At 67.3% G+C, this 23,490-nt stretch carries 20 protein-coding genes; 4 read left to right on the top strand and 16 right to left on the bottom strand.

Features of this window, described 5'->3' with window-relative positions; all coding sequences use genetic code 11:
• Nucleotides 1-7: 7 nt before the first annotated feature.
• A complete protein-coding gene (locus ACIBK2_RS09445) occupies nucleotides 8-817 on the bottom strand; it encodes an S-methyl-5'-thioadenosine phosphorylase (protein WP_396965360.1) in 810 nt (269 codons plus the stop codon).
• A 191-nt stretch (nucleotides 818-1,008) separates the two neighbouring features.
• Here ACIBK2_RS09445 and ACIBK2_RS09440 point away from each other — a divergent pair, with 191 nt between their 5' ends.
• Nucleotides 1,009-1,332 carry a metal-sensitive transcriptional regulator gene (locus tag ACIBK2_RS09440; protein WP_357386312.1) on the top strand — a complete coding sequence of 108 codons (324 nt, stop codon included), beginning with the start codon at nucleotides 1,009-1,011 and terminating at the stop codon, nucleotides 1,330-1,332.
• A 25-nt stretch (nucleotides 1,333-1,357) separates the two neighbouring features.
• Here the strand turns inward: ACIBK2_RS09440 and ACIBK2_RS09435 are convergent, their stop codons facing one another.
• From ACIBK2_RS09435 to infA, 13 genes are all read right to left on the bottom strand, one after another.
• A complete protein-coding gene (locus ACIBK2_RS09435; RefSeq protein ID WP_396965357.1) occupies nucleotides 1,358-2,269 on the bottom strand; it encodes a TAXI family TRAP transporter solute-binding subunit in 912 nt (303 codons plus the stop codon).
• Between the two features lie 313 nt (nucleotides 2,270-2,582).
• Nucleotides 2,583-4,013, bottom strand: coding sequence for a sensor histidine kinase (locus tag ACIBK2_RS09430; protein WP_396965355.1), 1,431 nt, complete (start codon nucleotides 4,011-4,013; stop codon nucleotides 2,583-2,585).
• A gap of 13 nt (nucleotides 4,014-4,026) precedes the next feature.
• Nucleotides 4,027-4,686, bottom strand: a complete 660-nt coding sequence (locus ACIBK2_RS09425) for a response regulator transcription factor (protein ID WP_396965899.1) — start codon at nucleotides 4,684-4,686, stop codon at nucleotides 4,027-4,029.
• A 50-nt stretch (nucleotides 4,687-4,736) separates the two neighbouring features.
• The gene (locus tag ACIBK2_RS09420) at nucleotides 4,737-6,185 is read right to left on the bottom strand and encodes an MFS transporter (protein WP_396965353.1); all 1,449 of its coding nucleotides are present in this window, start codon (nucleotides 6,183-6,185) and stop codon (nucleotides 4,737-4,739) included.
• Between the two features lie 208 nt (nucleotides 6,186-6,393).
• A complete protein-coding gene (locus ACIBK2_RS09415) occupies nucleotides 6,394-7,224 on the bottom strand; it encodes an LLM class F420-dependent oxidoreductase (RefSeq protein WP_396965351.1) in 831 nt (276 codons plus the stop codon).
• A 63-nt stretch (nucleotides 7,225-7,287) separates the two neighbouring features.
• The gene (gene truA, locus ACIBK2_RS09410) at nucleotides 7,288-8,175 is read right to left on the bottom strand and encodes a tRNA pseudouridine(38-40) synthase TruA (protein ID WP_396965897.1); all 888 of its coding nucleotides are present in this window, start codon (nucleotides 8,173-8,175) and stop codon (nucleotides 7,288-7,290) included.
• A gap of 96 nt (nucleotides 8,176-8,271) precedes the next feature.
• Nucleotides 8,272-8,808, bottom strand: coding sequence for a 50S ribosomal protein L17 (gene rplQ, locus ACIBK2_RS09405; protein ID WP_357386302.1), 537 nt, complete (start codon nucleotides 8,806-8,808; stop codon nucleotides 8,272-8,274).
• 49 nt (nucleotides 8,809-8,857) lie between these two features.
• Nucleotides 8,858-9,916 (bottom strand): DNA-directed RNA polymerase subunit alpha, encoded by a 1,059-nt coding sequence (locus ACIBK2_RS09400; RefSeq protein ID WP_014981770.1) that lies wholly within the window; start codon nucleotides 9,914-9,916, stop codon nucleotides 8,858-8,860.
• A gap of 102 nt (nucleotides 9,917-10,018) precedes the next feature.
• Nucleotides 10,019-10,624, bottom strand: a complete 606-nt coding sequence (gene rpsD / locus ACIBK2_RS09395; protein WP_357386299.1) for a 30S ribosomal protein S4 — start codon at nucleotides 10,622-10,624, stop codon at nucleotides 10,019-10,021.
• A 22-nt stretch (nucleotides 10,625-10,646) separates the two neighbouring features.
• Nucleotides 10,647-11,060, bottom strand: coding sequence for a 30S ribosomal protein S11 (gene rpsK, locus ACIBK2_RS09390; RefSeq protein WP_040731638.1), 414 nt, complete (start codon nucleotides 11,058-11,060; stop codon nucleotides 10,647-10,649).
• Nucleotides 11,061-11,070: 10 nt separating this feature from the next.
• Nucleotides 11,071-11,445, bottom strand: a complete 375-nt coding sequence (gene rpsM / locus ACIBK2_RS09385; protein ID WP_218473860.1) for a 30S ribosomal protein S13 — start codon at nucleotides 11,443-11,445, stop codon at nucleotides 11,071-11,073.
• Between the two features lie 219 nt (nucleotides 11,446-11,664).
• Nucleotides 11,665-11,778: a 50S ribosomal protein L36 gene (gene rpmJ / locus ACIBK2_RS09380; RefSeq protein WP_011207363.1), complete on the bottom strand. Its 114-nt coding sequence runs from the start codon at nucleotides 11,776-11,778 to the stop codon at nucleotides 11,665-11,667.
• Nucleotides 11,779-11,933: 155 nt separating this feature from the next.
• The gene (infA, locus tag ACIBK2_RS09375; protein ID WP_003418601.1) at nucleotides 11,934-12,155 is read right to left on the bottom strand and encodes a translation initiation factor IF-1; all 222 of its coding nucleotides are present in this window, start codon (nucleotides 12,153-12,155) and stop codon (nucleotides 11,934-11,936) included.
• A gap of 546 nt (nucleotides 12,156-12,701) precedes the next feature.
• Between infA and ACIBK2_RS09370 the strand changes: the two genes are divergently transcribed.
• Nucleotides 12,702-16,007: an AAA family ATPase gene (locus ACIBK2_RS09370; RefSeq protein WP_396965346.1), complete on the top strand. Its 3,306-nt coding sequence runs from the start codon at nucleotides 12,702-12,704 to the stop codon at nucleotides 16,005-16,007.
• A 1,278-nt stretch (nucleotides 16,008-17,285) separates the two neighbouring features.
• Here ACIBK2_RS09370 and ACIBK2_RS09365 read toward each other — a convergent pair.
• Nucleotides 17,286-17,786 (bottom strand): DUF4254 domain-containing protein, encoded by a 501-nt coding sequence (locus ACIBK2_RS09365; RefSeq protein WP_379286808.1) that lies wholly within the window; start codon nucleotides 17,784-17,786, stop codon nucleotides 17,286-17,288.
• Nucleotides 17,787-17,956: 170 nt separating this feature from the next.
• On the opposite strand from ACIBK2_RS09365, the gene ACIBK2_RS09360 reads away from it, so the two are divergent.
• Nucleotides 17,957-18,766 carry a GntR family transcriptional regulator gene (locus ACIBK2_RS09360; RefSeq protein ID WP_357386293.1) on the top strand — a complete coding sequence of 270 codons (810 nt, stop codon included), beginning with the start codon at nucleotides 17,957-17,959 and terminating at the stop codon, nucleotides 18,764-18,766.
• Nucleotides 18,763-19,371 carry a GNAT family N-acetyltransferase gene (locus tag ACIBK2_RS09355; protein WP_396965343.1) on the top strand — a complete coding sequence of 203 codons (609 nt, stop codon included), beginning with the start codon at nucleotides 18,763-18,765 and terminating at the stop codon, nucleotides 19,369-19,371. Before ACIBK2_RS09360 ends, ACIBK2_RS09355 begins: the two co-directional genes overlap by 4 nt.
• A 3-nt stretch (nucleotides 19,372-19,374) precedes the next feature.
• Here ACIBK2_RS09355 and eccCa read toward each other — a convergent pair whose 3' ends face one another.
• Entirely contained in the window at nucleotides 19,375-23,451 is a 4,077-nt protein-coding gene (gene eccCa, locus ACIBK2_RS09350) for a type VII secretion protein EccCa (protein ID WP_396965341.1), read from the bottom strand.
• Between the last annotated feature and the right edge of the window lie 39 nt (nucleotides 23,452-23,490).

Raw genomic sequence — 23,490 nt, 5'->3', positions numbered from 1 at the left:
ACCTGGGTCACGGTAGCTCGAAAGGCAGCGACACTCCGGTATGTACACGGCACCGATCGCAGGTGTCGGTATCGGTGACCGCGGCCACCGAGCGGCGGATCAGGTCCTTGAACGGGGCAAGGTTGCGCTTGAACTCGGCGAAGACATCGATCGCGTGCACACCGCCGCCCTCCTCCAACCCCGCGTCCAGGTCGGTCACCAAAGCGACTGCGGCGTAGCACATCTCGAGTTCCCTGGCGAGCACGGCCTCCGGGTGTCCGGTCATGTTCACCAGGTCCCAGCCCTGCCCGGCGAACCAGCGGCTCTCGGCCCTGGTGGAGAACCTCGGACCTTGCACGACGACCATGGTGCCCGCGCCCTTCATCGGCAGCGTGTCGTCGGCGGATTTGACCGTCGCGGTACGCAGGTCGTCGCAGTACGGGTCGGCGAACGAGACGTGCACGCCACCGCCGTCGAAGAAGGTCTGCGGGCGGCCGGAGGTGCGGTCGACCAGCTGGTCCGGCACCGCCACCGTGCCGGGACCCCAGTCCGCGCGCAGGCTGCCCACCGCGCACGGCGCGAAGATCCGGCGCACCCCCAGCGAACGCAGCGCCCACATGTTGGCCTGGTACGGCAGGGTGTGCGGGGCGAATTCGTGATTCTTGCCGTGCCGCGGCAGGAACGCGACCGGGCGACCCTGCACCTCGCCGACCGCGATCGGCGCGCTCGGCGCCCCGTAGGGGGTTTCTACCTCGACATTGGTCGACTCGTCGTCGAAGAAATCGTAGAAGCCGCTGCCGCCGATGACGGCGAGCGCGGGCTTGGCATGCGAACTCATGCACCAATTCTCTCGTCTCGGCGCGGCCGCCGCGCGACGGGGATCGAAACTCCCAGCGCACATCGAGCCGCAGCACGCCCGCGCTACCCCGGCGGACCAGCGCCGACCTGACAAGTCCGGCGGAAAACTGTACCCTAGGGGGGTATTAATTCCGGTCCGGCCGCCGACCGGGCGGCCAGCGAGGAGACACGGTGACACCCACCCCACAGGACCACACCGCGCACGATCATGCCGCGCACGGCTACATCACCGCAAAGGACGACTACCTCAAGCGGCTGCGCCGGATCGAGGGCCAGGCGCGCGGGCTGCAGCGGATGGTGGAGGAGGAGAAGTACTGCATCGACATCCTCACCCAGGTCTCCGCGATGACCAAGGCGCTGCAGGCGGTGGCGATGGGGCTGCTCGAAGACCACATCAGCCACTGCGTGGTGGACGCCGCGGTCGCGGGTGGACCCGAGGCCGAGGCGAAGATCAAAGAGGCCACCGACGCCATCGCCCGGCTGGTCCGCTCCTGACCCGCGCTCGTTGCTCGAACGGCCGCTAACCGTGCCAGCGGCGGTAGACCTCGGCGGCGCCGGGGTGCAGCGGGACCGGTGCGGTGCCGATGAGGGAACGGCCATCCAGGAACTGCGTCCCCGCCGCCTCGGTGGGCACCAGCGAATCAGCTTGGTACACCAGAAGTTCCACGATCGATGCGGCCACATCATTGGGCGTGGACGCGGCGGCGAGCAGGTAGTTCGCCACTCCGATGGTGTGCACGGCGACGCCGCCGGGGTAGGCGTCGGCGGGAATCTCCACCCGGTCGTAAGCCGGGCCGAATCGCTCGCGCATCGGCACGGCCAGCTCACCCATGTCCACCAGTCGCATGCGTTTGGGGATCTCCAGCGCGCTCGTCGGCACACCGCCCGCCCACAGCAGCGCGTCCGCCTCCCCTGATATCAACTCCGCCATCGCCTCCCGCAGTGGCCGATGCGAAACCTGCACGTCCACTTCGGGATTCAGCCCGGCCACCCGCAGGATCCGGTCACCGGTCAGCGCCGCCCCCGACCCATCGGCCCCCAGGCTCACCCTCCTGCCGCGCAGTGCCGCGACACTCCCGATCGAACTGTCCGACCGCACCACGAGCTGCAGGTAATTCTCATACACCCGACCGAGCGCCAGCATCCGATCCGTGCTGTCCCCGACCGAATCCGACAGCGCCAGAGCCGCATCCACCTGACCACGCGCCAGCATCGTCAGGTTCTCCTGCGACCCCGACGTAGTCACCCGCTCGATCCGCACGTCCCCCGACCGGGCCGCGGCGGCACCCAGCAATCCCGCGAACGCGTAGTAGAACCCGCCGACCTCACCCGAAGCCAGCCGCACGAGCGGCCCACCACCACTCGGCCCGCACCCGGCGACACTCGCCGCGGCCACGCCGGTCAGCGCGAGAAACCCCCGCCGTCCCATCATCGCCATGACACCCCCCGCTCGCCCGCAGCGCCGAATGCCGCCCACGCCAACCAGTTCCGTTCCGCCAAGCGCGCTCGATGACAGTGCCGCACCAAGCTCGAGCGTTCGGTCATACAGACGCCGCCGCCTGCAGCCTGAAACGCACGACGAGGCCATGCGGGTCGATCGCCGACACGACAAGTGCACCGCACCAACCAATCCCAGCGCTCTGTCATCTGGACTCCGCTGCGCGCAGTCTGATCGGCACGACGACGCCGTGCGAGTTCATCGCCGCCACGACGAGGGTGCCGCACCAACCAGTTCCAGCGCTCTGTCATGCGGACTCCGCCGCGGGCAGTCTGATGTGTACAGCGAGGCCGTGCGGGTTCATCGATGTCACGGTGAGGGTGCCGCCACGGGCTTGGGCGAGGGCGGCGGCGATGGGGAGGCCGAGGCCGGAGCCGCCGCTGATGGCCGTCGAGCCGCGGAAGAAACGGGTGGTGAGGCGGTCGATCTCGTCGGCGGGGACACCGGTGCCGTCGTCGTGGATGGTGACGGTGACCCAGCCGGGCTCGGTACGCACGGTGACCACGGTTCGCGTGCCGGATCCCGCGTAACGACACGAATTGCTCAGCGGCACATCGAGAATCTGCGCGAGTACGTCGGCAGAGACGGCGACGTCGGCATGCTCGGTCGACGGGCTGACGAGTATTTCCTGCCCCGCGGCTTCGTACGCCGAGCGCCATGCGTCGAAGCGGTCGGCGACCACCTGTACGGCGTCGCAATGATTGTCGGCCTCACCGAGCTCGGTCAGGTCGAAGGCGGCCGGAGTTTCGGCGGAGGCCAGCGCCAGCAGGCCGTCGAGTAGCGCGGTCAGCCGTTCGACCTCCGCGCTGGCGCTGCGAAACGTGTTCGCCGCGTTGCCGGGTACCGCATGTTCCAGCGAATCGAGTCGAATTGTTAAGGCAGCCAACGGGTTCCTCATAGCATGCGCGGTGTCGGCGACGAGCTGACGTTGCGCGTCCACCGAGTCCGCCACCGCCAGCGCCATGGCGTCGAAAGATTCCGCTACGGCGCGCATTTCAGGTGGCCCGCCGTGATGTCTGGCGATCGATACCGAATGCTCCGCGGCGAGCGTCTCGACCCGCGGCTTGGGCAGTGTCGCAGCGAGATCCGCGACCGCGTGCGAGAGCGCCGCGAGCGGCCGCAGCACCCAGCGGCTCAAAGTCAGGGCAAGCAAGGTGAACAGGGCCATCGCGACCGCACCGCCGAGCACGATCAACGCCCAGGTCCGCGCGATATCGGCGCGCGCACGCGCGGTCGACGCCTCGATCACCACCGCGCCGTTCACCTGCACACCGGTGCCGACCGGACGCGCGATGAGCATGGTCCGCGCACCCCACGGCGTCAGCTGATCCTCCGCGTGCGGTCGCTGATTTCGCCGCGCCGCCGCGACCGCCGCGCCGATACCGGGATCGTCCATGTTCGCGCCACCGTTGGCGGTTGTCGCGCCCTTGGCATCGACTACCAGCACGTTTTCGCCGTACAGCTCGTGATAGCGACCCACCTCGTCCGACAGCGCGCGACTGTCGCCCGCAGTCGACGCGGCAGCGGCGAGAGTGGCGAACCGATCGGCGTCGCCGGAGCGGGCGAGCACCAACTGCTGGGTCCGGCTCGTCGCTACCGTCAGCGACAGCGGGACGGCGAACGCCAGCACCGCGATCGCGGCGAACACGGTCAGCGCGATGAGTAGCCGGCGCCGCATGGCCTACCCCTGGTCACTGCCCCCACCGATACCCGTAGCCGCGAATCGTGGTGATCAGCCCCGGCCGATTCAGCTTCGCGCGCAGCCCCGTCATGTGCACATCCAACGATCGCGAGACCGCGACGAACGCGTCACCCCAGATCCGATCCATCAGCTGCTGGCGGCTCACCGCAGCACCCGGCCGCTCCACCAGCGCCTGCACCAATTCGAATTCCTTCTGCGTCAACGTGATCGGCGCGCCGCCCACCTCGACCACCCGCGCCTGCAGATCCACCCGCACGTCCCCGGTGACCACCACCGCCTGCGCCGGTTGCGCCGCGGCGGCCGCGCGCCGGGTAACGGTCTCCAGCCTGGCCATCAGTTCCGCGATCCGCGGCGGCTTCACGATGTAGTCGTCCGCACCGCCACGCAACCCACGCACGATCGAACGCTCGTCACTGCGCGCGGTCAGGATCAGCACCGGCACCTGACTCACTTCCCGCAACTGCCGCAGGATCTGCAGCCCGTCGGCATCGGGCAGACCGAGATCGAGAATGACCGCGTCATAGCCACGGTGCGACATCAGCAGATCCGCGCCACGTCGTTTGCGCTCCGCCCGGTAGCCCCGGGCGTTCAGCGCCTCGACCAGCGCGTCACCGACGCCGTCGTCATCTTCGACCACCGCAAGCCGCACGCGCCGATCGTCCCACAGCGGGTCGATCGGCGCGGGTGGCGGGCGGTCAGTCACGCATGCTGGGCCAACGGACGAGCAGGCTCGGCGTCCGTGGCGGTGGGCTGCTCGGTATCGATGGTCGACGAGGCCGAGGTCTCGCGCATGAAGAAGTACGTGACCAGCGAGATGAGGATGCACCCGGCGACGTACCAGAAGTACACCGATTCGTGGTTCGCCTGCTTCAGCCAGAGGGCGATGGTTTCCGCTGTGCCGCCGAAGATGGCGACGGTCAGCGCGTAGGGCAGGCCGACACCGAGCGCGCGGATCTTGGTCGGGAACAGCTCCGCCTTCACGATGGCGTTGATCGAGGTGTAGCCGGTGATGATCACCAAGGCCAGCATCATCAGCGCGAACGCGGCGAGCACGTTCGTGGTGTGCGCGAGCACGGTCATGATCGGCACGGTCAGCAGCGTGCCCGCGACGCCGAAGAAGATCAGCAGCTTGCGCCGCCCGATCCGGTCGGACAGCGCGCCGGCCAGCGGCTGCAGCACCACGAACACGAGCAGGGCGATGAAGTTGATCCAGGCGACCGTGCCCTTGGAGATGCCCGAGGTGTTGATCATGAACTTCTGCATGTAGGTCGTGTACGTGTAGAACGCGACCGTGCCACCGAGCGTCAGACCCATCACCAGCAGGCATTCGCGCGGGTACTGCAGCAGCATCCGCAGCGAGCCACGCGCGGGCGGCGGCTTCGGCTCGCCCCGCTGCGCGGCGGCCGACTCGGCGGCCTTGTCCTTGCCGTACTGATAGGCGTGCTCGGCGATCCCGTCGGTGATGAAGACCCGGTTCTCCGGATCCGCGGCCGCGGCCTGGAACTGCTCGGACTCGTCCATGCTGCGCCGCAGCCACATCACGATGAGCGCACCCGCCGCACCGATGAAGAACGGGATGCGCCAGCCCCAGTTGTTCATTTCCGCGCTGGTCAGGAACTGCTGCAGGATGATCTGCACGCCGAGCGCGACGAGCTGACCGGCGACCAGCGTGACGTACTGGAAGCTCGAGTAGAACCCGCGCTTGCCCGACGAGGCGACCTCGGACAGATACGTTGCGCTGGTGGCGTATTCGCCGCCGACCGAAAGGCCTTGCAGCAGCCGGGCGATCAGCAGGATCGCGGGCGCGGCGAGGCCGATGGTCTGGTAGCCGGGGGTCACCGCGATCAGCAGCGAACCCGCCGCCATCACGGTTACCGAGAGCGTCAGCGCGGAGCGGCGGCCGAACTTGTCGGCGTAGCGGCCGAGCAGCCAGCCGCCGATGGGACGCATCAGGAAGCCGACGGCGAAAACGGCGGCGGTGGACAGCAGCTGCGCCGTCGGATCGTCCTTGGGGAAGAACGTTTTCGCGAAGTAGACGCTGAACGCGGCGTAGACGTACCAGTCGTACCACTCGACGAGGTTGCCGATGGATCCGCGCAGCACATTCGCGACGACCCGCCGCTCGCTCACGGGCTTTGTCGTAGTCACAAGATCTCCTTCTTCGACGCATCAGCGCGTCAGCCGAGATCGAGTGTGTCTGCTGTCACAGGCGGAAGGGAACGTTCTGGGCCCGTTCCTAACAGTCCCTTAGGACGATTGCTCGCCGAACTTCCCCTGGTCACCGCCGGTACAAGATCGCACCCCGCACAAGGTCTCTCGACCTCGTGCGGGGTGCGAATGGTGGTACGTGCGCCGCTCAGGCGTTGCTGTTCAGCAGCGGGGCCAGCGTACGCAGCACGGCGAGGTAGTCCTCGTTCAGGACCTGGATCGCGACGTGGTTGCCGCCTGCGTCGAGGTGCGCATTCAGTTGGGCAACAACCTGATCCGCGTTACCGTGGGCGATGACGGCGTCGAAGACGCGGCCACCGGGGTTGGCGAGTTCTTCGTCGCTGAAGCCGAGCCTGGTCAGGTTCGAGGCGTAGTTGGTGAGGCCGAGGTAGAAGCCGACGATGCCATCAGCGAGCGAATGTGCTTGTTGCGCATCGTCGGTCAGCACGACCTTGTGCTCGGTGGCGATCCACGCGTCCGGGCCGAGGGTGGCGCGGGCCTGCGCGGTATGCGTCGACGGGACGAAGTAGGGCAGCGGGCCCGCGGAACGCGCTGCGGCGAGCTTCAGCACACGCGGGCCGAGGGCGGCCACGGCGCGGCGCTCGACCGGAACGCCCAATTCGTCCAGCTCATCGAGGTATTCGACGAGGGCGTCATAGGGCTTGCGGTACTCACCGGTGTGCTCGGGGTGACCCGCGCCGACGCCGAGCAGGAAGCGCCCGGGGAACCGCGCCTCGATCCGGTGGAACGACTCGGCGGCCTGCTTCGCGGGCGAGGACCAGATGTTCACGATGCTGGTGGCCACGTTGATCGTCTCCGTCGCCTCGAGCAACGGCTCGACGGTCGACAGATCGGCGGGCGGCGACGACCCGAGCCACAGCGTGCCGTAGCCGGATTTCTCCAGCTCCTGCGCGTCTTCCGGAGTGAAAAGGTTGTACGCCCGCCACACACCGAACCGTCCGAGACCCTCGTTTGTCATGCTTTGCGGAACCACCGTGCCAACGTTCCTATTCCGTCACAGCGAAACCTCGGACTGCACGGTTCAGCTGCCGCAACAGCCTTCGCCGGACGGCACCGTGCGGACTTCTCTGGTCTGCGCGTTCCGGGCGGCGAGGTCCGCGTCGGCGGGATAGTCGACGGCGACCAGGCTCAGACCGTGCGCGGGAGCGACGGTGACCGAGCTGGAACGTTCGGTTTCGGTCAGTAGGCCGCCGACCCAGTCCGGGGTGCGGCGGCCCTCGCCCACCGCCAGCACGGCACCGACCAGGCTGCGCACCATGGACCAGCAGAACGCGTCCGCGCTGACGTAGGCGGTGAGCAGATCGCCGTGCCGGGCCCAGTCGAAACGCTGCAGTTCGCGGACCGTTGTCGCGCCCTCGCGTCGACGACAGAAAGCGGCGAAGTTGTGCAGGCCCAACAGCTTTCCGGACGCCACGCGCATGGCATCGATATCGACGTCGTGGCGGCAGGCGACGATGCCGCGCGCCTGCAGCGGCTCGGCGCCGTAGGGAGCGGTGGTCAGCCGGTATACGTAGTGACGGCGAATCGCCGAGAAACGAGCATCGAATTCAGGCGGGGCGACGCGAATCTCCTTGATGCGCACGTCTTTCGGCAGAAAGCGCGCCATCCGATGCACCAGCCTGTCGGTGTCGACCTCGGCGGCCGTATCGAAGTGCGCGACTTGCCCTTCGGCGTGCACGCCGGCATCCGTGCGACCCGCGACGGTCAGCTGCACCGGCTCGCGGAACACCTTGCTCAACGATTCCTCGAGCACGCCCTGCACGGTGCGCAGCCCGGGCTGTCGCGCCCAGCCGGTGAAATCGGTCCCGTCGTAACTGATGTCGAGCCGGAAGCGGCTCGACGGACGCACTGTCGCCACCGAATCCTGCTTCGGTTCAGCCGAATCCGACGACGTGGCAGCCGACAGCATCGAGTCCTCCGCGCTCACTTCGATCTCCTGGTCAACGAACGAACCCGCCGACCCGCATAAGCGGGCGGCGGGCTCGTTTCAGAACTGGACGCGACCTCAGGCCTTGTCTTCGTCCTTCTTGTCCTCAGCGGCCTCATCGGCAGCGGGCGCCTCGACCTCGGCGGTCTCGGCAACAGCCTCGTCAGCGGTCTCCTCGACAACCTCAGCGGCGGGGGCCTCTTCGGTCTTCTTGGAGGACGCGACCCGACGAGCCCGGTCGGCCTCGTTGGTCACGGTCTTCTCGCGGACCAGCTCGATGATGGCCATCGGCGCATTGTCACCCTTACGCGGCAGCGTCTTGGTGATGCGCGTGTAGCCGCCCTCGCGACCCTCGAACGAGGGGCCGATCGTGGCGAAAAGCTCGTGCACGACGTCCTTGTTGCGGATCACCTTGAGCACCTCGCGACGGTCGGCCAGGGTGCCGCCCTTCGCCTTGGTGACAAGCTTCTCGGCGTAGGGGCGCAGCGCCTTGGCCTTGGACTCGGTGGTCGAAATACGACCGTGCTCGAAGAGCGCCGTCGCCAGATTGGCGAAGATCGCCTTCTGGTGCGACGCCGACCCGCCGAAGCGAGCACCCTTCTTGGGCTTGGGCATTGTTTGTTCTCCTTGTGTGAGGCCGGGCCGGGGTGCCTACCCCAGCGGCCTAGAGCTGTTCGGTCTCGGCGTAGTCCTGCTCGCCACCGTCGGTGTCACTGAACGTGCCGCTGTCGCTCCACGTTCCGGTGCTCGCGTCGTAACCCACCACAGACGAAGGATCGAACGACGCCGGGCTGTCCTTGAGCGAGAGGCCGAGCGCGTGCAGCTTGACCTTGACCTCGTCGATGGACTTCTGGCCGAAGTTGCGGATGTCCAGCAGGTCCGACTCGGTGCGGGCGACGAGCTCGCCCACGGTGTGCACACCCTCGCGCTTGAGGCAGTTGTAGGACCGGACGGTGAGGTCCAGGTCCTCGATCGGCAGACCGAACGAGGCGATGTGGTCCGCCTCGGCCGGCGAAGGGCCGATCTCGATGCCTTCGGCTTCGACGTTGAGCTCACGGGCCAGGCCGAAGAGCTCGACCAGGGTCTTGCCCGCCGAGGCGAGCGCGTCCCGGGCGCTGATGGAGTTCTTGGTCTCCACGTCCAGGATCAGACGGTCGAAGTCGGTGCGCTGTTCGACACGGGTGGCCTCGACCTTGTAGGTCACCTTGAGCACCGGCGAGTAGATCGAATCCACCGGGATCCGGCCGATTTCCGCACCGGACGCCTTGTTCTGCACGGCGGGGACGTAGCCGCGACCGCGCTCGACCACGAGCTCGATCTCCAGCTTGCCCTTGTCGTTCAGGGTGGCGATGTGCATGTCCGGGTTGTGTACGACGACACCGGTCGGCGGCACGATGTCACCGGCGGTGACGGTGCCGGGGCCCTGCTTGCGCACGTACATCGTGACCGGCTCGTCCTCCTCCGAGGACACGACCAGACCCTTGAGGTTCAGGATGATGTCGGTGACATCTTCCTTCACGCCGGGGACGGTGGTGAACTCGTGCAGCACGCCGTCGATACGAATGCTCGTGACCGCGGCCCCCGGAATCGAGGACAGCAGGGTACGCCGAAGCGAATTGCCCAGGGTGTAACCGAAACCGGGCTCGAGCGGCTCGATGGTGAACTTCGAGCGGTTCTCGGCAACGACCTCTTCGGTCAGTGTCGGACGCTGTGAAATCAGCATTTAGGATCATCCTCCTGTTTGGGCGCCCGCTATTTGACGCCTCGTTTAAGGGGTTGTGTGTGATCCACCGATTCGATGGATCACACACCATGTAGCAGCGTGTTACTTCGAGTAGTACTCGACGATCAGCTGTTCCGAGAGCGGCACATCGATCTGGGCGCGCTCGGGCTGCTGGTGCACCAGGATCCGCAGGCGGCCCGGGATGACCTGGAGCCAGCCGGGAACCGGACGGTCGCCGACGGTCTCGCGCGCCACCTGGAACGGCAGCGTGCTGAGCGACTTCTCCTTGACATCGATGATGTCGTACTGGGTCACCTGGAAGCTCGGAACGTTGACGCTCCGGTTGTTCACAGTGAAGTGACCGTGGGAGACCAGCTGGCGAGCCTGACGACGGGTACGGGCCAGACCGGCGCGGTACACGACGTTGTCCAGACGGCACTCGAGCAGACGCAGCAGGTTGTCACCGGTCTTGCCCTTGAGGCGGTTGGCCTCTTCGTAGTACCGGCGAAACTGCTTCTCCATGACGCCGTAGGAGAAGCGAGCCTTCTGCTTCTCCTGCAGCTGGAGCAGGTACTCGCTCTCCTTGATCCGCGCGCGGCCGTGCTGGCCGGGCGGGTAGGGGCGACGCTCGAACGCCTGGTCGCCGCCGACGAGGTCGACGCGCAGACGACGCGACTTGCGGGTGATGGGGCCTGTATAACGAGCCATTTTTTATCTGTTTCCTTTCCCGCTAGACGCGACGACGCTTGGGCGGACGGCAGCCGTTGTGCGGCTGGGGGGTGACATCGGAGATCGTGCCAACCTCCAGGCCCGCGGCCTGCAGCGAACGGATCGCGGTCTCGCGGCCCGAACCCGGGCCCTTCACGAAGACGTCGACCTTCTTGACGCCGTTCTCCTGCGCCTTGCGGGCAGCGTTCTCGGCGGCGAGCTGCGCGGCGAACGGGGTCGACTTGCGCGAACCCTTGAAGCCGACGTGGCCCGAGGACGCCCACGAGATGACGTTGCCTGCCGGGTCGGTGATCGACACGATGGTGTTGTTGAACGTGCTCTTGATGTGCGCGTGGCCGTGCGGGACGTTCTTCTTTTCCCGGCGACGCGACTTCTGGGTCTTCTTGGGGCCGGAGGCCCTGGACTTCGGAGGCATCGGTTATCCCCTACTTCTTCTTGCCGGCGACGGTGCGCTTCGGGCCCTTGCGGGTGCGCGCGTTGGTCTTGGTGCGCTGACCACGCACGGGCAGGCCACGACGGTGACGCAGGCCCTGGTAGCAGCCGATCTCGATCTTGCGACGGATATCGGCCTGCACCTCGCGGCGCAGGTCACCTTCGACCTTGAGCTCGGGCGAGCTCTCGATGTAGTCACGCAGCTGCGTCACCTGGTCGTCGCTGAGGTCCTTGCTGCGCAGGTCCGGGCTGATGCCGGTGGCCGCGAGGATCTCCTTGGAGCGGGTACGGCCGACGCCGTAGATGTAGGTCAACGCGATCTCCATGCGCTTTTCGCGCGGGAGATCAACGCCCATGAGACGTGCCATGTGGCAGGTTCCTTAGCTGTTGCGGAGGTCTGCTCCCTGTCCGTCCCCTCGTCTTGATTTGGGGCACCGGCCTCCGTACCGGTGGTTGGCGCACACGCCTTCCGAGCGAACCCGGAATACCGCAGCGTGCGGCTGGAGCTGGGAGTTCTTCTTTATTTGGCCAAGCCGATCAGTGATCGGTGCCCGGCTGGTGATCGACGAGGCGTGAGCCCCGCTTGATCAGCCCTGGCGCTGCTTGTGGCGCAGGTTGTCGCAGATCACCATGACCCGACCGTGACGGCGGATCACCTTGCACTTCTCGCAGATCTTCTTGACGCTCGGCTGAACCTTCACGTCCGTCCAATCTTGTTGTGGTTCACACGGGTGTGAACACAGTTTTTCCCCAGCCCAACCGGCTGGGGAAGTCTGTGATGGGTCTAGTGACCCGATTCCCGGCTCACACCGGGGCAGGTTGCCGACTCACGCCGACATGACCGCGACGAACGCGATCACTTGTAGCGGTAGACGATCCGGCCGCGCGACAAGTCGTAGGGCGACAGCTCGACGACCACGCGGTCCTCGGGGAGGATACGAATGTAGTGCTGCCGCATCTTCCCGCTGATGTGCGCGAGAACCTTGTGACCGTTCTCGAGCTCGATCCGGAACATCGCATTGGGCAGCGGCTCGACAACTCGACCCTCGACCTCGATGGCCCCGTCTTTCTTCGCCATGTCCTCCGCGATCCCGGTTACGCTCAACCTGGTTTGTTTGGCTTGTTTCTGCTTACATGGATCTGTCGGTCGAAGTGACCGGTAGACACACAAACAGTCGGCGCATAGGTGCACCGCCGCTCCAGCTTACCGGTACCGGATGGTTCCGGCAAAAATGGCCTGTGCCAGCACCGCCCACCGGTACTCTTTTCGCCCGATCAGAGTACGGAATCGGGGCCTGTGAGCCCCTGGCCTCCTGCCCTGCTGCCGTGTCCGGACGTCGCGTAAACTGACCGCTGTCCAGGTAAAGGGTCGAGCAGATCGAGGGGGATCCGTGAGCGAGCGCAGCGAGCGAACCCCGGACGCAGCGCCCACGGGCACGACGGAGCCGAGCGCTGGCGAGGTGGAGACAGCGAGCGAGCGCAGCGAGCACGCCATCAACGCAGCGCCCACGGGCACGACGGAGCCGAGTGCTAGCGAGGTGGAGACAGCGAGCGAGCGCAGCGAGCACGCCATCAACGCAGCGCCCACGGGCACGACGGAGCCGAGCGCTAGCGAGGTGGAGTTGTGAGCCGTAATAATGACGGCCTCCCCATGCTGCCGCCGTGGCTGTCCGAGAGCGATGTCACACAGGTCGGCTACGAAGCGCCGGTACAGAACCTTCCCTCCGACGATTTGATCGAAGAGGGACCTAGCCGCAGACGCGGGCGTCAAGAGAAGCGCGGTAGACGCTGGGGTCGCGACAAGAACAGCGAGCAGCCCGCCGAAGAGCAGCAGCCCGCACCGCACGGACGTGCGCCGGAACCGGTGCCGCGGGAGCCGGAAGCGCCGCAGCCCGAGTCTCCGCGCGACGACCCGTGGCGCCAGCCGGGTTTGAACGCGTACGTCCAGCCGCGTCAGGATGACCCGTGGCAGGCCGGACCGCCGCGGACGGACGCATCGCGCACCGAAGCACCGCGCACCGAAGCACCCCAGCAGCGCACCGGAGCACCCGCGCAAGGGCTGCCCACCCGCAACCCTGGCCCGCCGCCGCCGGCCTTCCAGCCGCTCGGCAGGCGTACCGCGGCCGAGCCGCCCGCATCGGAAGACCTGACCACCCGGCACCAGCCGGCCCGGCCCGATCTGCCGCCGCCACCGCCACTTCCGGATCCGCCGCAGCAAGCGCCGACGGCCGAGCCGCCGCAGGCGTCGACCGGTGTGTCGCAAGCACCCGCCGAGCGTTCCGCACCCGCCGAGTCCAGCGGCCCGCCGCCGTGGCTGGCCGGACCGAGGCCTGAACAGCCTGCGACCGGTCCGATCGAACCGCCCCGCCGTCCACCACTGCCCGATCCCCCACCGTCGCAGGGCAATCCGCCGGTCGACCGGTCGGCAGCGCCACCCGCCGAGCAGGGACCGACGCGTGGCGTGGCTGGTCCACCGCAGCGCGGACAAGAGCCCCCTGCCCCGAGCCGGGAACCGCAGTCATCGCGCGACACCGCAGCGACCCAACGACCGGGCCCCGCAACGCCTTCGGCAGCGCAAGAGCGACCGCAGGATCCGAATCGTGCCCCCGGCGACGGTGTGGCGCCTGCCGAGCGACCAAGCGCGACAACAACTCCGGAACCTGTCACCGGAGGCCGCACGCAGCACACACCGGATCGCGGACAGCCGGGCACCGAGCGTGGTGCGACGACGCCTTCCGGCACACCGCCGAATCAGGAACTCCCGAGCCGAGCACCCGCCGCGAGCTCGACACCGTCGGGCCCGACCGGACCGGAGCGCGGACCGCAGGCCCCCGGCAACACCGGCCCACACGGTGTGCCGCAGCCTGATCGCCCAGCCGCCGAGCAAGGCCCGAACGGCACGGCAGCGTCGCAACCGCCCGCCTGGCTGACCGGGCAATCGACACCGAGTAGCGCCGAATCCGGCCCGCCGCAACGTGACTCCGGTCGACAGACACCCGGTTGGGTGGCCTCTTCCAACGCCGGAACGTCTCGGACGACGAGCAGTGGCCGGCACCGCCTGCCCTCCGAGATCGAGGGACAGCCAGGGGCTGCCGACCAGGCCGGTCAGCAAGCACCGCAGCCGAACAACCTCGCACAGCCACCGGCCGATCCGCATGCCCCGGGCGGCCCGCACGCACCGGGTGGCCCGACCGGCTACCCATCCCCCACGGCCGGCGGCCAGGCACCGAGCAGCGAACAGCCAGGCCCGTCGGCGCCTGCCGAGCCGTGGCGCAACGCGGCGGCCCCGGTGTGGGCAGACGAAATCGTCACGCCGACACCGTCCCCCGCTGGTGGACAAGCTCCAGGTGGCGAACGGCCTGGTCCGCAGGCACCCGGCGAGCCGTGGCGCATCCAGGCAACATCGGCACCGACGGGCGAAACCGCCGGTCAGACACCCCCTTTCGTGGGCGGACAAGCGCCGGGCAGCGAACAACGTGGCCCGCAGGCACCCGGCGAACCCTGGCGCAACCAGGGCGCACCCGGCTCCACCGACGAAACCACCGGTCGGACACCGCCATTGGTGGGCGGACAGGCACCGGGTAATGAACAACGTGGCCCGCAGGCACCCGGCGAACCCTGGCGCAACCAAGGAGCACCGGCACCAACCGACGAAACCACCGGTCAGACACCGCCTTTCGTGGGCGGACAGGCACCGGGTAATGAACAACGTGGCCCGCAGGCACCCGGCGAACCCTGGCGCAACCAAGGAGCACCGGCACCAACCGACGAAACCGCCGGTCAGACACCGCCATTGGTGGGCGGACAGGCACCGGGCAGCGAGCAGCTCGGACCGCAGCAGCCCCAGGCGCCGTCGCGGGCGCCCGGCGGATTCGCCGGACCGCAGATGGGCGGGCAAGCGCCGGGTACACCTCCTGCGCCGCCGGGACAGTGGGGTCGCCCGCCAGGGCAGGTTCCGCCCGGTGGGCAGTACCAACCGGGTGTGCAGTATCAGTCCGGTCCGCCGCCTTCACTGGACGACGTACCGATGCGGCGGGCCAAGAAGTCGCCGGGCAGCGGCTGGCGTAAGGCTGTGCATCACGTCTCGGGTGGCGCGATCAATCCTGGCCTGTCCGCGGAGGAGATGCGGCTGCAGGAACTGGTCGCACGGATCAGGCAACCGGTGCGCGGCGACTACCGGATCGCGACGCTGTCGCTGAAGGGTGGCGTCGGAAAGACCACCACGACAATGGGTATCGGGTCGATCTTCGCGTCCATCCGTGGCGACCGGGTGATCGCCGTGGACGCCAACCCCGACTTCGGCACACTGTCGCAACGGGTTCCACTGCAGACCAGGTCCACCGTGCGCGACCTGCTGCTCGACCCGTCGATCCAGCGCTACTCGGATGTCCGCAGGCACACCTCCCAGGCCACCAGCCGTCTGGAAGTGCTTGCCAGCGAACGCGATCCGGCAGCGTCGGAGGCCTTCAGCGAAGAGGAGTACCGCGCGGTCGCGCGAATCCTGCAGCGCTTCTACAACATCATCCTCACCGACTGCGGCACCGGCCTCATGCACTCGGCGATGTCGGGCGTGCTAGATCTAGCCCACTCGCTGGTCCTGATCTCCTCCCCAGCAATCGACGGAGCCCGAAGCGCCGCAGCAACTTTGGACTGGCTGTCCCTACACGGCCACGACCACCTGGTCCGCAACGCGGTAGTGGTAATCAACTCGCCACGCGCCGGTTCACCGAACGTCGGCATCCAACAACTACGCGAGTACTTCCTCTCCCGCTGCCGAGCCGTACACATCATCCCGTTCGACGCCCACATGTCCGAAGGCGCCGAAATCGACCTACACCGCCTCCACAAACAAACCAAGCGCGCCTACGTCGAACTCGCCGCCACCATCGCCGACGATTTCGCCACCGACCACCGCCGCTACCAACCCTGAAACACCCCCATGTCACACCGTCACGTGACACGGGCCCCATCCCCTCCGCTCCCCCAAGATCTGCACTCTCACTCGGGATCAGCACCGGCTCTAGGGCCCTATTCCGAGTGCCGATCCCGAGTGAGAGTGCGGATCTGTGGTGAACCCGGGTACAGCACGGCCCACGCTGAACCGCTCACCCCCTGTGTAAGCCGGACACCCTGTATACCGAGTGTGCCGGGTGCACAAAGGGCGAGCGGCTTCCAATTCCTCACGCGGGCAGAGGAATACGCACCCTGTCTCGGGATCGCACACCCGAATTGGCGCCCTACTGCCAGGCAGATCCCGAGACAGAGTGCAGATCTCGGGCATACCGGCTGGCGGGCTCACTTCGCAGGCTGATTGATCCCCCGAAGTCGCGCACCCTGCATACCGGGTGTGCGGCCCACATAAGCGGTGCGCGGCTACCAACTCGCCACGCGGGCAGCAGAATCCGCACCTTAACTCGGGACCTGCACTGGCTATAGGGCCCTATTCCGAGTGCCGATCCCGAGTCCCAGTGCAGATCCGCACTACCAACGGCGAGCAAGTCCTCCCCGCGCACGAGTTGTGCAGATGCGCACCAAATTGCCAGCAATACCGTGCGCGCCTGCACAATTCATGCGCGGCGTCCATCACCGGATCCAGCGAAGGCCGAACCACCGCCTACTCGCTCTTGTCCAAAGCGCTTGTCACGCAAGCACAGCCAGATGACCACCTCCAGAACGCGACATCGCGCACCTGACGCACACCTAAAGCCGGGTACGGCACACGACGCGCCCAGCACTACTCACGGGAAAACGTGGATAGGCCTTCAGCTTCTATGAACTGTCGGCGTGCGGAGGTCTAAGAAGCACTTGCCCGGATAGGTCCACTATTCCGAGGGTCTCTGGGCGTACCGGTCCGGGTTGGTGTGCTGAGAGATCTCCGGTGGTGTGCTGTCTCAGAGGTTTTCGACTGGTTCATCGGATGACCGGAGTAGTGCTGAGCACGTCAGGTGGGGTACCCGACCTTCTCTTCCGCAGCCTTTGATGGGCAACGCCTGGGTTCCAGCGTGAAGACTGGCTGTGGTCCGGTCTTAGGACCCAAAAGCCAACGCCTCAGGTGGTTTTTAGCTGAACCTACAGAACTTCCTTACCCCTCACAGCGACTACAAACGCTGCGAGGGGTAAGGATGCTCTGTGAGACCTCGCGACCCTGCGACCTCGCACACGTTTCGGCGGGGGCGGGGGAAGGGGTTGTGGGGCTACATGGTTGGGGTTACCACTCTGGGAGGCGGCGTCTGCCTGCGAGGATGTCGCGGACGAGGTCGTCGTAGGCGTCGGCGAGTTCGGCGAGGTGATGCCATGCGCCGTGCAGTCTTTCGTCGTGTGCGTCGAGGGTCATCAGCGCGTGGTGTGCGCGGACCGAGGATTCGGCGAGGCGGTCGATGACCGCGCCGACGGTCTCGGTGTGCAGGGTGGCGCCGAGTCGGTGCTGGGGCACGCTGCGGGCGACCCAGTCGTCGATGGCCATGACCAATTCGACTCTGCGGCGCTCGATTTCGAGGACGACCAGCGGGTCGGTGTCCACCGAGCCGCCGCGGCCGACCAGTCGCCGCTCGTGCAGCACCGCGAGATCGCGGGCGAACCAGAGCAGCGGACCACCGACAACGCGGTGTCCACGGCACGCCCGAACAAGTAGATCCGAGGTGGGAAGCAGCCCAGGAGCGTGGGACTGCACCACCGAATCGGTACACCGCAGTGTGCCGGGAAGAGCCATTACGACTGTTGTATCCGAACCTGCCACGTTGCCTCGCCGTCATCGCCGCACAACACCGGATCAGGACGTTCATTACAATAAACCTCTGAAGGCACCTGTCAAGCGTTACCGGGCCGTAGGAAGTCACGAAGAGTACACTTCGTTACCTGCACGACCAACCGAGGAGCAAGATGGCGGACGGTCCGACGTACCACCGGATCGCAGACCTCCTCCGCGAGGAGATCCGCGCAGGCAAGTGGAAACCGGGTGATCGGTTGCCCAGCCACACGGAGCTGGCCGAGCACATGCAGGTCTCGCTTACGACCGCTCGCAATGCGATTCAGGTGCTGGTCACCGAAAATCTCGTCTACACAGCGACTTCCCGCGGCACCATCGTGCGAAACCAGGAGGTCCTGGAATCGGTTGTCACCGACCATATTCGACAGGACCGGCCGAAATCGCCGCACGATATCTTCGAGGAGATCGCGCGCGCCGCGCACCGGATGCCGTCCAAGGAGTTCAGCGCGAAGATGGAACCGGCCGGTCCCGCGGTCGCGTTATGGCTCGGCGTGCCGGAGGACTCCTGGGTACTGGCCAGGACGGTCGTCCAGTTCCTCGATAACGAGCCGTGGTCCTGGGAGGTCAGCTTCTACCCGCGAGACTTGGCCGAGGCCACCGGAATCGACTCACCGCACGACATTCCGGAGGGCACCACCCGGCGGCTGGCCGATCGCGGCCACGCGGAGACCGCCCACCGCGACACGTTGACCGCGCGGCCCGCCTCCGCGGAAGAGGCCACCGTGCTCGGCGTGGCGGCAGGCACGATCCTGCTGGACCACTTGCGCATCGGCGCCAATCACGAGCGGGTCACCAGGGCGACTCGCCATCGCTCCATCGCCGCGAGCAACCGGCTCGCCTACCAGCTCGGCGATGCCGAGGGTCTCGGCGTTATCGGACGCACGCTCGGCGTGCCGTATGAGCCAGGTGTGCCGTCAGCATGAGTAATATCGCGTTCCGCCAGGCCACAATTGGCGATCTGGGCTTCATCTGCCGACTACGGCTGCAACGCACCGCGTGGCTGACCGCGCGCGGCTCCGATCAGTGGACGGTCGCGGGCCGCGGAAAGCCGATCGAGATCTTCGCGCGAGCCGTCGGCCGGTCGCTGGACGCGGGCGAGACCTGGATCGCGGAGGTGGCGGGCGAACCCGCGGGCACCATCACTGTCGATCGGCACGCCGACCCCGGGTTGTGGTCACCGTGGGAACTATCCGACGCGGTCGTCGTCCACTACATGATCGTCGACCTGCGATTCGCCGGCTACCGGATCGGCCACCATCTGCTCGCCCACGCGGGAATGCTGGCGCGCCAACAGGAACGCGACTGGGTTCGCCTCGACGCGTGGACCACCAACACCGAACTGCACGACTATTACCGCAGGGAGGGCTTCCAGTTCGCCCGCATCGCGGGCCCGATCGCGACCGGGCCCTCCCGTGCACTCTTCGAACGACGCACCGACAGTTGGGATTTCGACACGCCCGTCACGATCCCGGCCATCCGCATCGCGGGCAGCACCCCGAAACTCGGTGCGGTCCAGGCCAATAACTGAGCCCTATATGGTCGGTGGCAGGTAGGCGATCTGCACCATCTCCTGCTCCCTGCTACGCGAGGCCAGCGTGCCCCGCCCCGGTGGCAGCTTGCTCGGGCGGATCTCGCCGATGATCTTGCCCTCGTCCCGGGAGCCGTTCATGATCAGCGTCTCCACCGACAGGTTCTTCATGCCGCCGATGATCGGGTCGTAGAGCGCGCGCGAGACGCCACCCATGCGCCGGGTGACCACGAAGTGCATGCCGATATCGCGAGCCTGCGGCAGGTATTCGATCAGCGGGGCAAAGGGATTGATGCTGCCGGCCGCCACCATGTCGTAGTCGTCGACCACGATGTAGATCTCCGGGCCCTCCCACCAACTGCGATCGCGCAGCTGCTGCGGCGTGATGTCGGATTCCGGGATCCGCTGGGACAGGAACTGCGCGACCTCTTGGATCATCGGCCCGCAGGTCTGCGACGAGGTGGAATACCCGGCGAGTTGCTCGCCCTGGACCACGCCGAGCATGGTCCTGCGGTAGTCGATCATGATGATCTTCGCCTGGTCCGGGGTGGAATTCTCCACCACGCCCATCACGATGTTGCGCAGCAGCGTCGTCTTGCCGGATTCGACGTCGGCGAAGGCCATGAAATGCGGCTCGGTGCCGAAATCCAGGACCAGCGGCTGCAATTCGGATTCGCCGAGACCGACGACCACCTTGGTGGGGCTGAGCTCGATGCCGAGCTCGCGCGCGGCGGCAAGCAGCCCGTCGCGGTCGAGCTGCGCCGGCAGCATCCGCACCTCCGGCGCGCGCCTGCCCGCGTGCAGCTCCGCGAGTTCCAGCCGAGCCCGGGTGACACCGTCGGCCAGCGAGCCGGGATCGGAGTCGGAGTCCAGTCGCGGCAGGGCGATCAGCATGTGCAGCTGGTCCGGGGTGAGACCACGACCGGGGCGACCGACCGGGACCTGAACGGCGGTGCGCCGCCCCATCTCCGAGTCCGTCGGATCGCCTAGGCGCAACTCGAGCCTGGTGCCGATCTGATCCTTGACCGCGGGCCGGATCTCGGCCCACCGGGACGCACCGATGACGAGGTGGATGCCGTACGACAAGCCTTGTGCCGCAATGGCGGTGATCTGCGGTTCCAGCACGTCGAACTCTTCGCGGATCGCGCCCCAGCCATCGATCACCAGGAATACGTCACCGAATCGGTCGTCGGCCAACGGATTACCGGCCGACGCCGCGCCGTCGGGCACGTGCGCCGCCGCGGCGAACTTGCGCCGCCGAAACTCGGCCATCGACTCGATGCCGAGCTCGGCGAATCGTTCCTCGCGCTGGCGCATCAGTGAGGTGAGCTCGGCGACGGTGCGGCGCACCCGGTCGCCGTCGAGGCGGCCGGCCACCGAGCCGACGTGCGGCAGCCCGACCAGGCCCGCCATCGAGCCGCCACCGAAGTCCAGGCAGTAGAACTGCACATGCTGCGGAGTGTGGGTAGCGGCGGCAGCCATGATGATGGTGCGCAGGGTGGTCGATTTACCGGACTGCGGACCGCCGACGACCGCCACATTGCCTTGTGCGCCACCGAGATTGATGGTCAGCACATCACGGCGCTGTTCGTACGGCTTGTCGATGACGCCGATCGGCATCCACAGCTGACCGTGCCGGTTGACCGGCGAGCGCCAATCCGGGTCGGGCAGCAGCATATCCACCGTCGGGGATTCGTCGAGCGGCGGCAGCCACACCTCGTGCGCCGGGCGGCCGTGCCCGGTCAGCCGCTTGACGACGGTGTCGAGCAGCGAGTCCGGAATGCCCTCCTCCGAGTTGGGCGCGCCGAAGGCCGGCGGTGGCGGCGGGAGTTCGAGCATCGGGTTCGTCGGTGACGGCGGCAGATCCAGCGCGGAGTCGAGCTCGACCCGTTCCGGCATCTCCACCGGCCCTGCGGTGAACACCGCGAGCCGCTGGCCGCCGACCGGGGCGCCGTCCTCGCCGGTCACCGTGCCGACCGGCGCGACATACGGGCCGGACACGTAACTTGCGTTGAACCGCAACGGATCCGAGGCATCGCTCTTCAGATACCCGGCGCCGGGCACGCTCGGCAGGTGGTAGGCGTCGGTGATGCCGAGCACCGCGCGCGACTCGTTGGCCGAGAAGGTACGCAGGCCGATGCGGTAGGACAGGTGCGACTCGAGGCCGCGAAGTTTGTTCTCCTCCAGGCGCTGTGAGGCGAGCAGCAGGTGCACGTGCAGCGAGCGGCCGAGTCTGCCGATCATCACGAACAACTCGGCGAAATCCGGCTTCTGCGACAGCAGTTCGGAGAACTCGTCGACCACGACGAACAGCGCGGGCAGCGGATCGAGCGGAACGCCTGCGGCCCTTGCCTTCTCGTAATCGGTGACGTTGGCGTAGTTGCCCGAGGACCGCAGCAGTTCCTGCCGCCGGTTCATCTCACCGGCGAGCGCGTCCTTCATGCGGTCTACCAGGGACAGTTCCTCTTCCAGGTTGGTGATCACCGCGGCGACGTGCGGCAGCGAATCCAGTCCGAGGAAGGTCGCGCCACCTTTGAAGTCGACGAGCACCAGGTTCAGCGCGTCCGGCGAGTGCGTGGTGACCAGCGAAAGCACCAGGGTGCGAAGGAATTCCGATTTACCGGAGCCGGTCGCGCCGATGCACAGGCCGTGCGGGCCCATGCCGTTCTCGGCCGACTCCTTGATGTCGATCTCCACCGGGGTGCCGTCGGGGGTGATACCGATCGGCACGCGCAGCCGTTCCCGCGCGGTGCGCGGCCGCCAGACTCGGGCCGGGTCGATCTGCGCCGCATCCGGGATCTTCAGCAGGGCCATCAGCCCCGGATCGGCCGTCGAGCCCTCGCCGAGGCTGACGATCTGGGCCGCGGTGGCCAGCCGGTAGCGCGACAGCGTCCGCGAAAAGGCCTCGGCCTCAGCCCAACTCACCACGTCGGCGGTGGCGAACTTCTCCACGCCCGCCGCGCTGCGGGCCGACACGTCGCGGTCGACGGCGACCAGCTGCAGCCCGCGCCGCGCCGCCAGACCGCCCTCCGGGGCGGTGAGGTCGAGCACGGTCACCGAGTCCAGTCCGGATTCGCTGATCAGCCGTTCGTTGCCGTTGACGTATCCGTCGTCGATGATCACCACCAGGTGCAACCGCCCCTGGGTGGGCTGCGGGTTGCGCATGAAACGCCCCCGCTCCATCAGCTCGGCCGACAGCGCGGTCTCCAGCTCGCCGAGCGAGGTGTACATCATGCGGGCCGAGCCCATGCCGTCGCGCAGGGTCGGATGTTGCAGGTGCGGAAGCCATTTCGCCCACGCCCACGGCCCGTCCGGGTCCGCGCAGACGATGGCGACCGCGAGATGGTCCGGACCGTGGAAGGTGACCAGCTCCATCAGCATGGACCGGGTCAGCATGCGCGCGTCCTCGGGCGTGCCGCTGATGTTGATCGCCGGGAAGGCGCGCATCGACACCGCGGTCGGCAGGCTGTGCACCACCGAATGGGTGCGCACGAACCGGCGCAGCGCGACGGTGGAGACCGGCTCCAGATCCTCCAGTGGACCGGTCTCCGGCCGCGCCAGCTTGGTGGCCAGCCGGTGGCTGCCCATGCCGACCCGGACGTGCCCGAAGTCGGGATCGTTGGGCCTGCGCTCCCACATCCGCCTGGTACCGATCAGCGACGGCAGGTCGGCCGGGTCCGGATGACTCCAGACCAGAGTCTCCAGCTGCTTGTTGCCGGTGCGCCGCACGTCCTTACGGATCTGATCCAGGTAGCGGAAGTAGTCCTTGCGTTCCTCGTTGAGCTCGACCGGTCGCTTGCCCGAGCCGCCACGGAAGCCGGCCATCATGCCGACCATCGACATCAGCATCATCATCGGGAACATCATGGACATCGGATTGGCCAGCAGGTTGCGACCCATCATGGCCATCATCGCGATCATGCCGACCACCGCGACCACCATGACGATGGGCATCAGCTTCATCATCATGGGAGCGGGCAGCGCGCGCGAAATCTCCGGCGGCGGGGTCAGCGCCACCTCACCACCGGGTGCCCGTGGCGGCGCTATCCGGGGGCGTCGTACGAAACCTTCGGTAGCCATGGAGTCCTTCGATCGGTCGAGCTGTCTGCGTGCGGCGGG

It is taken from the genome of Nocardia sp. NPDC050175 (assembly GCF_044459885.1).
In the GTDB taxonomy this organism is placed as follows: Bacteria; Actinomycetota; Actinomycetes; order Mycobacteriales; family Mycobacteriaceae; genus Nocardia.
Note: the sequence above shows the minus strand (reverse complement) of the source record. Positions and strands in the feature narration are given on the sequence as shown.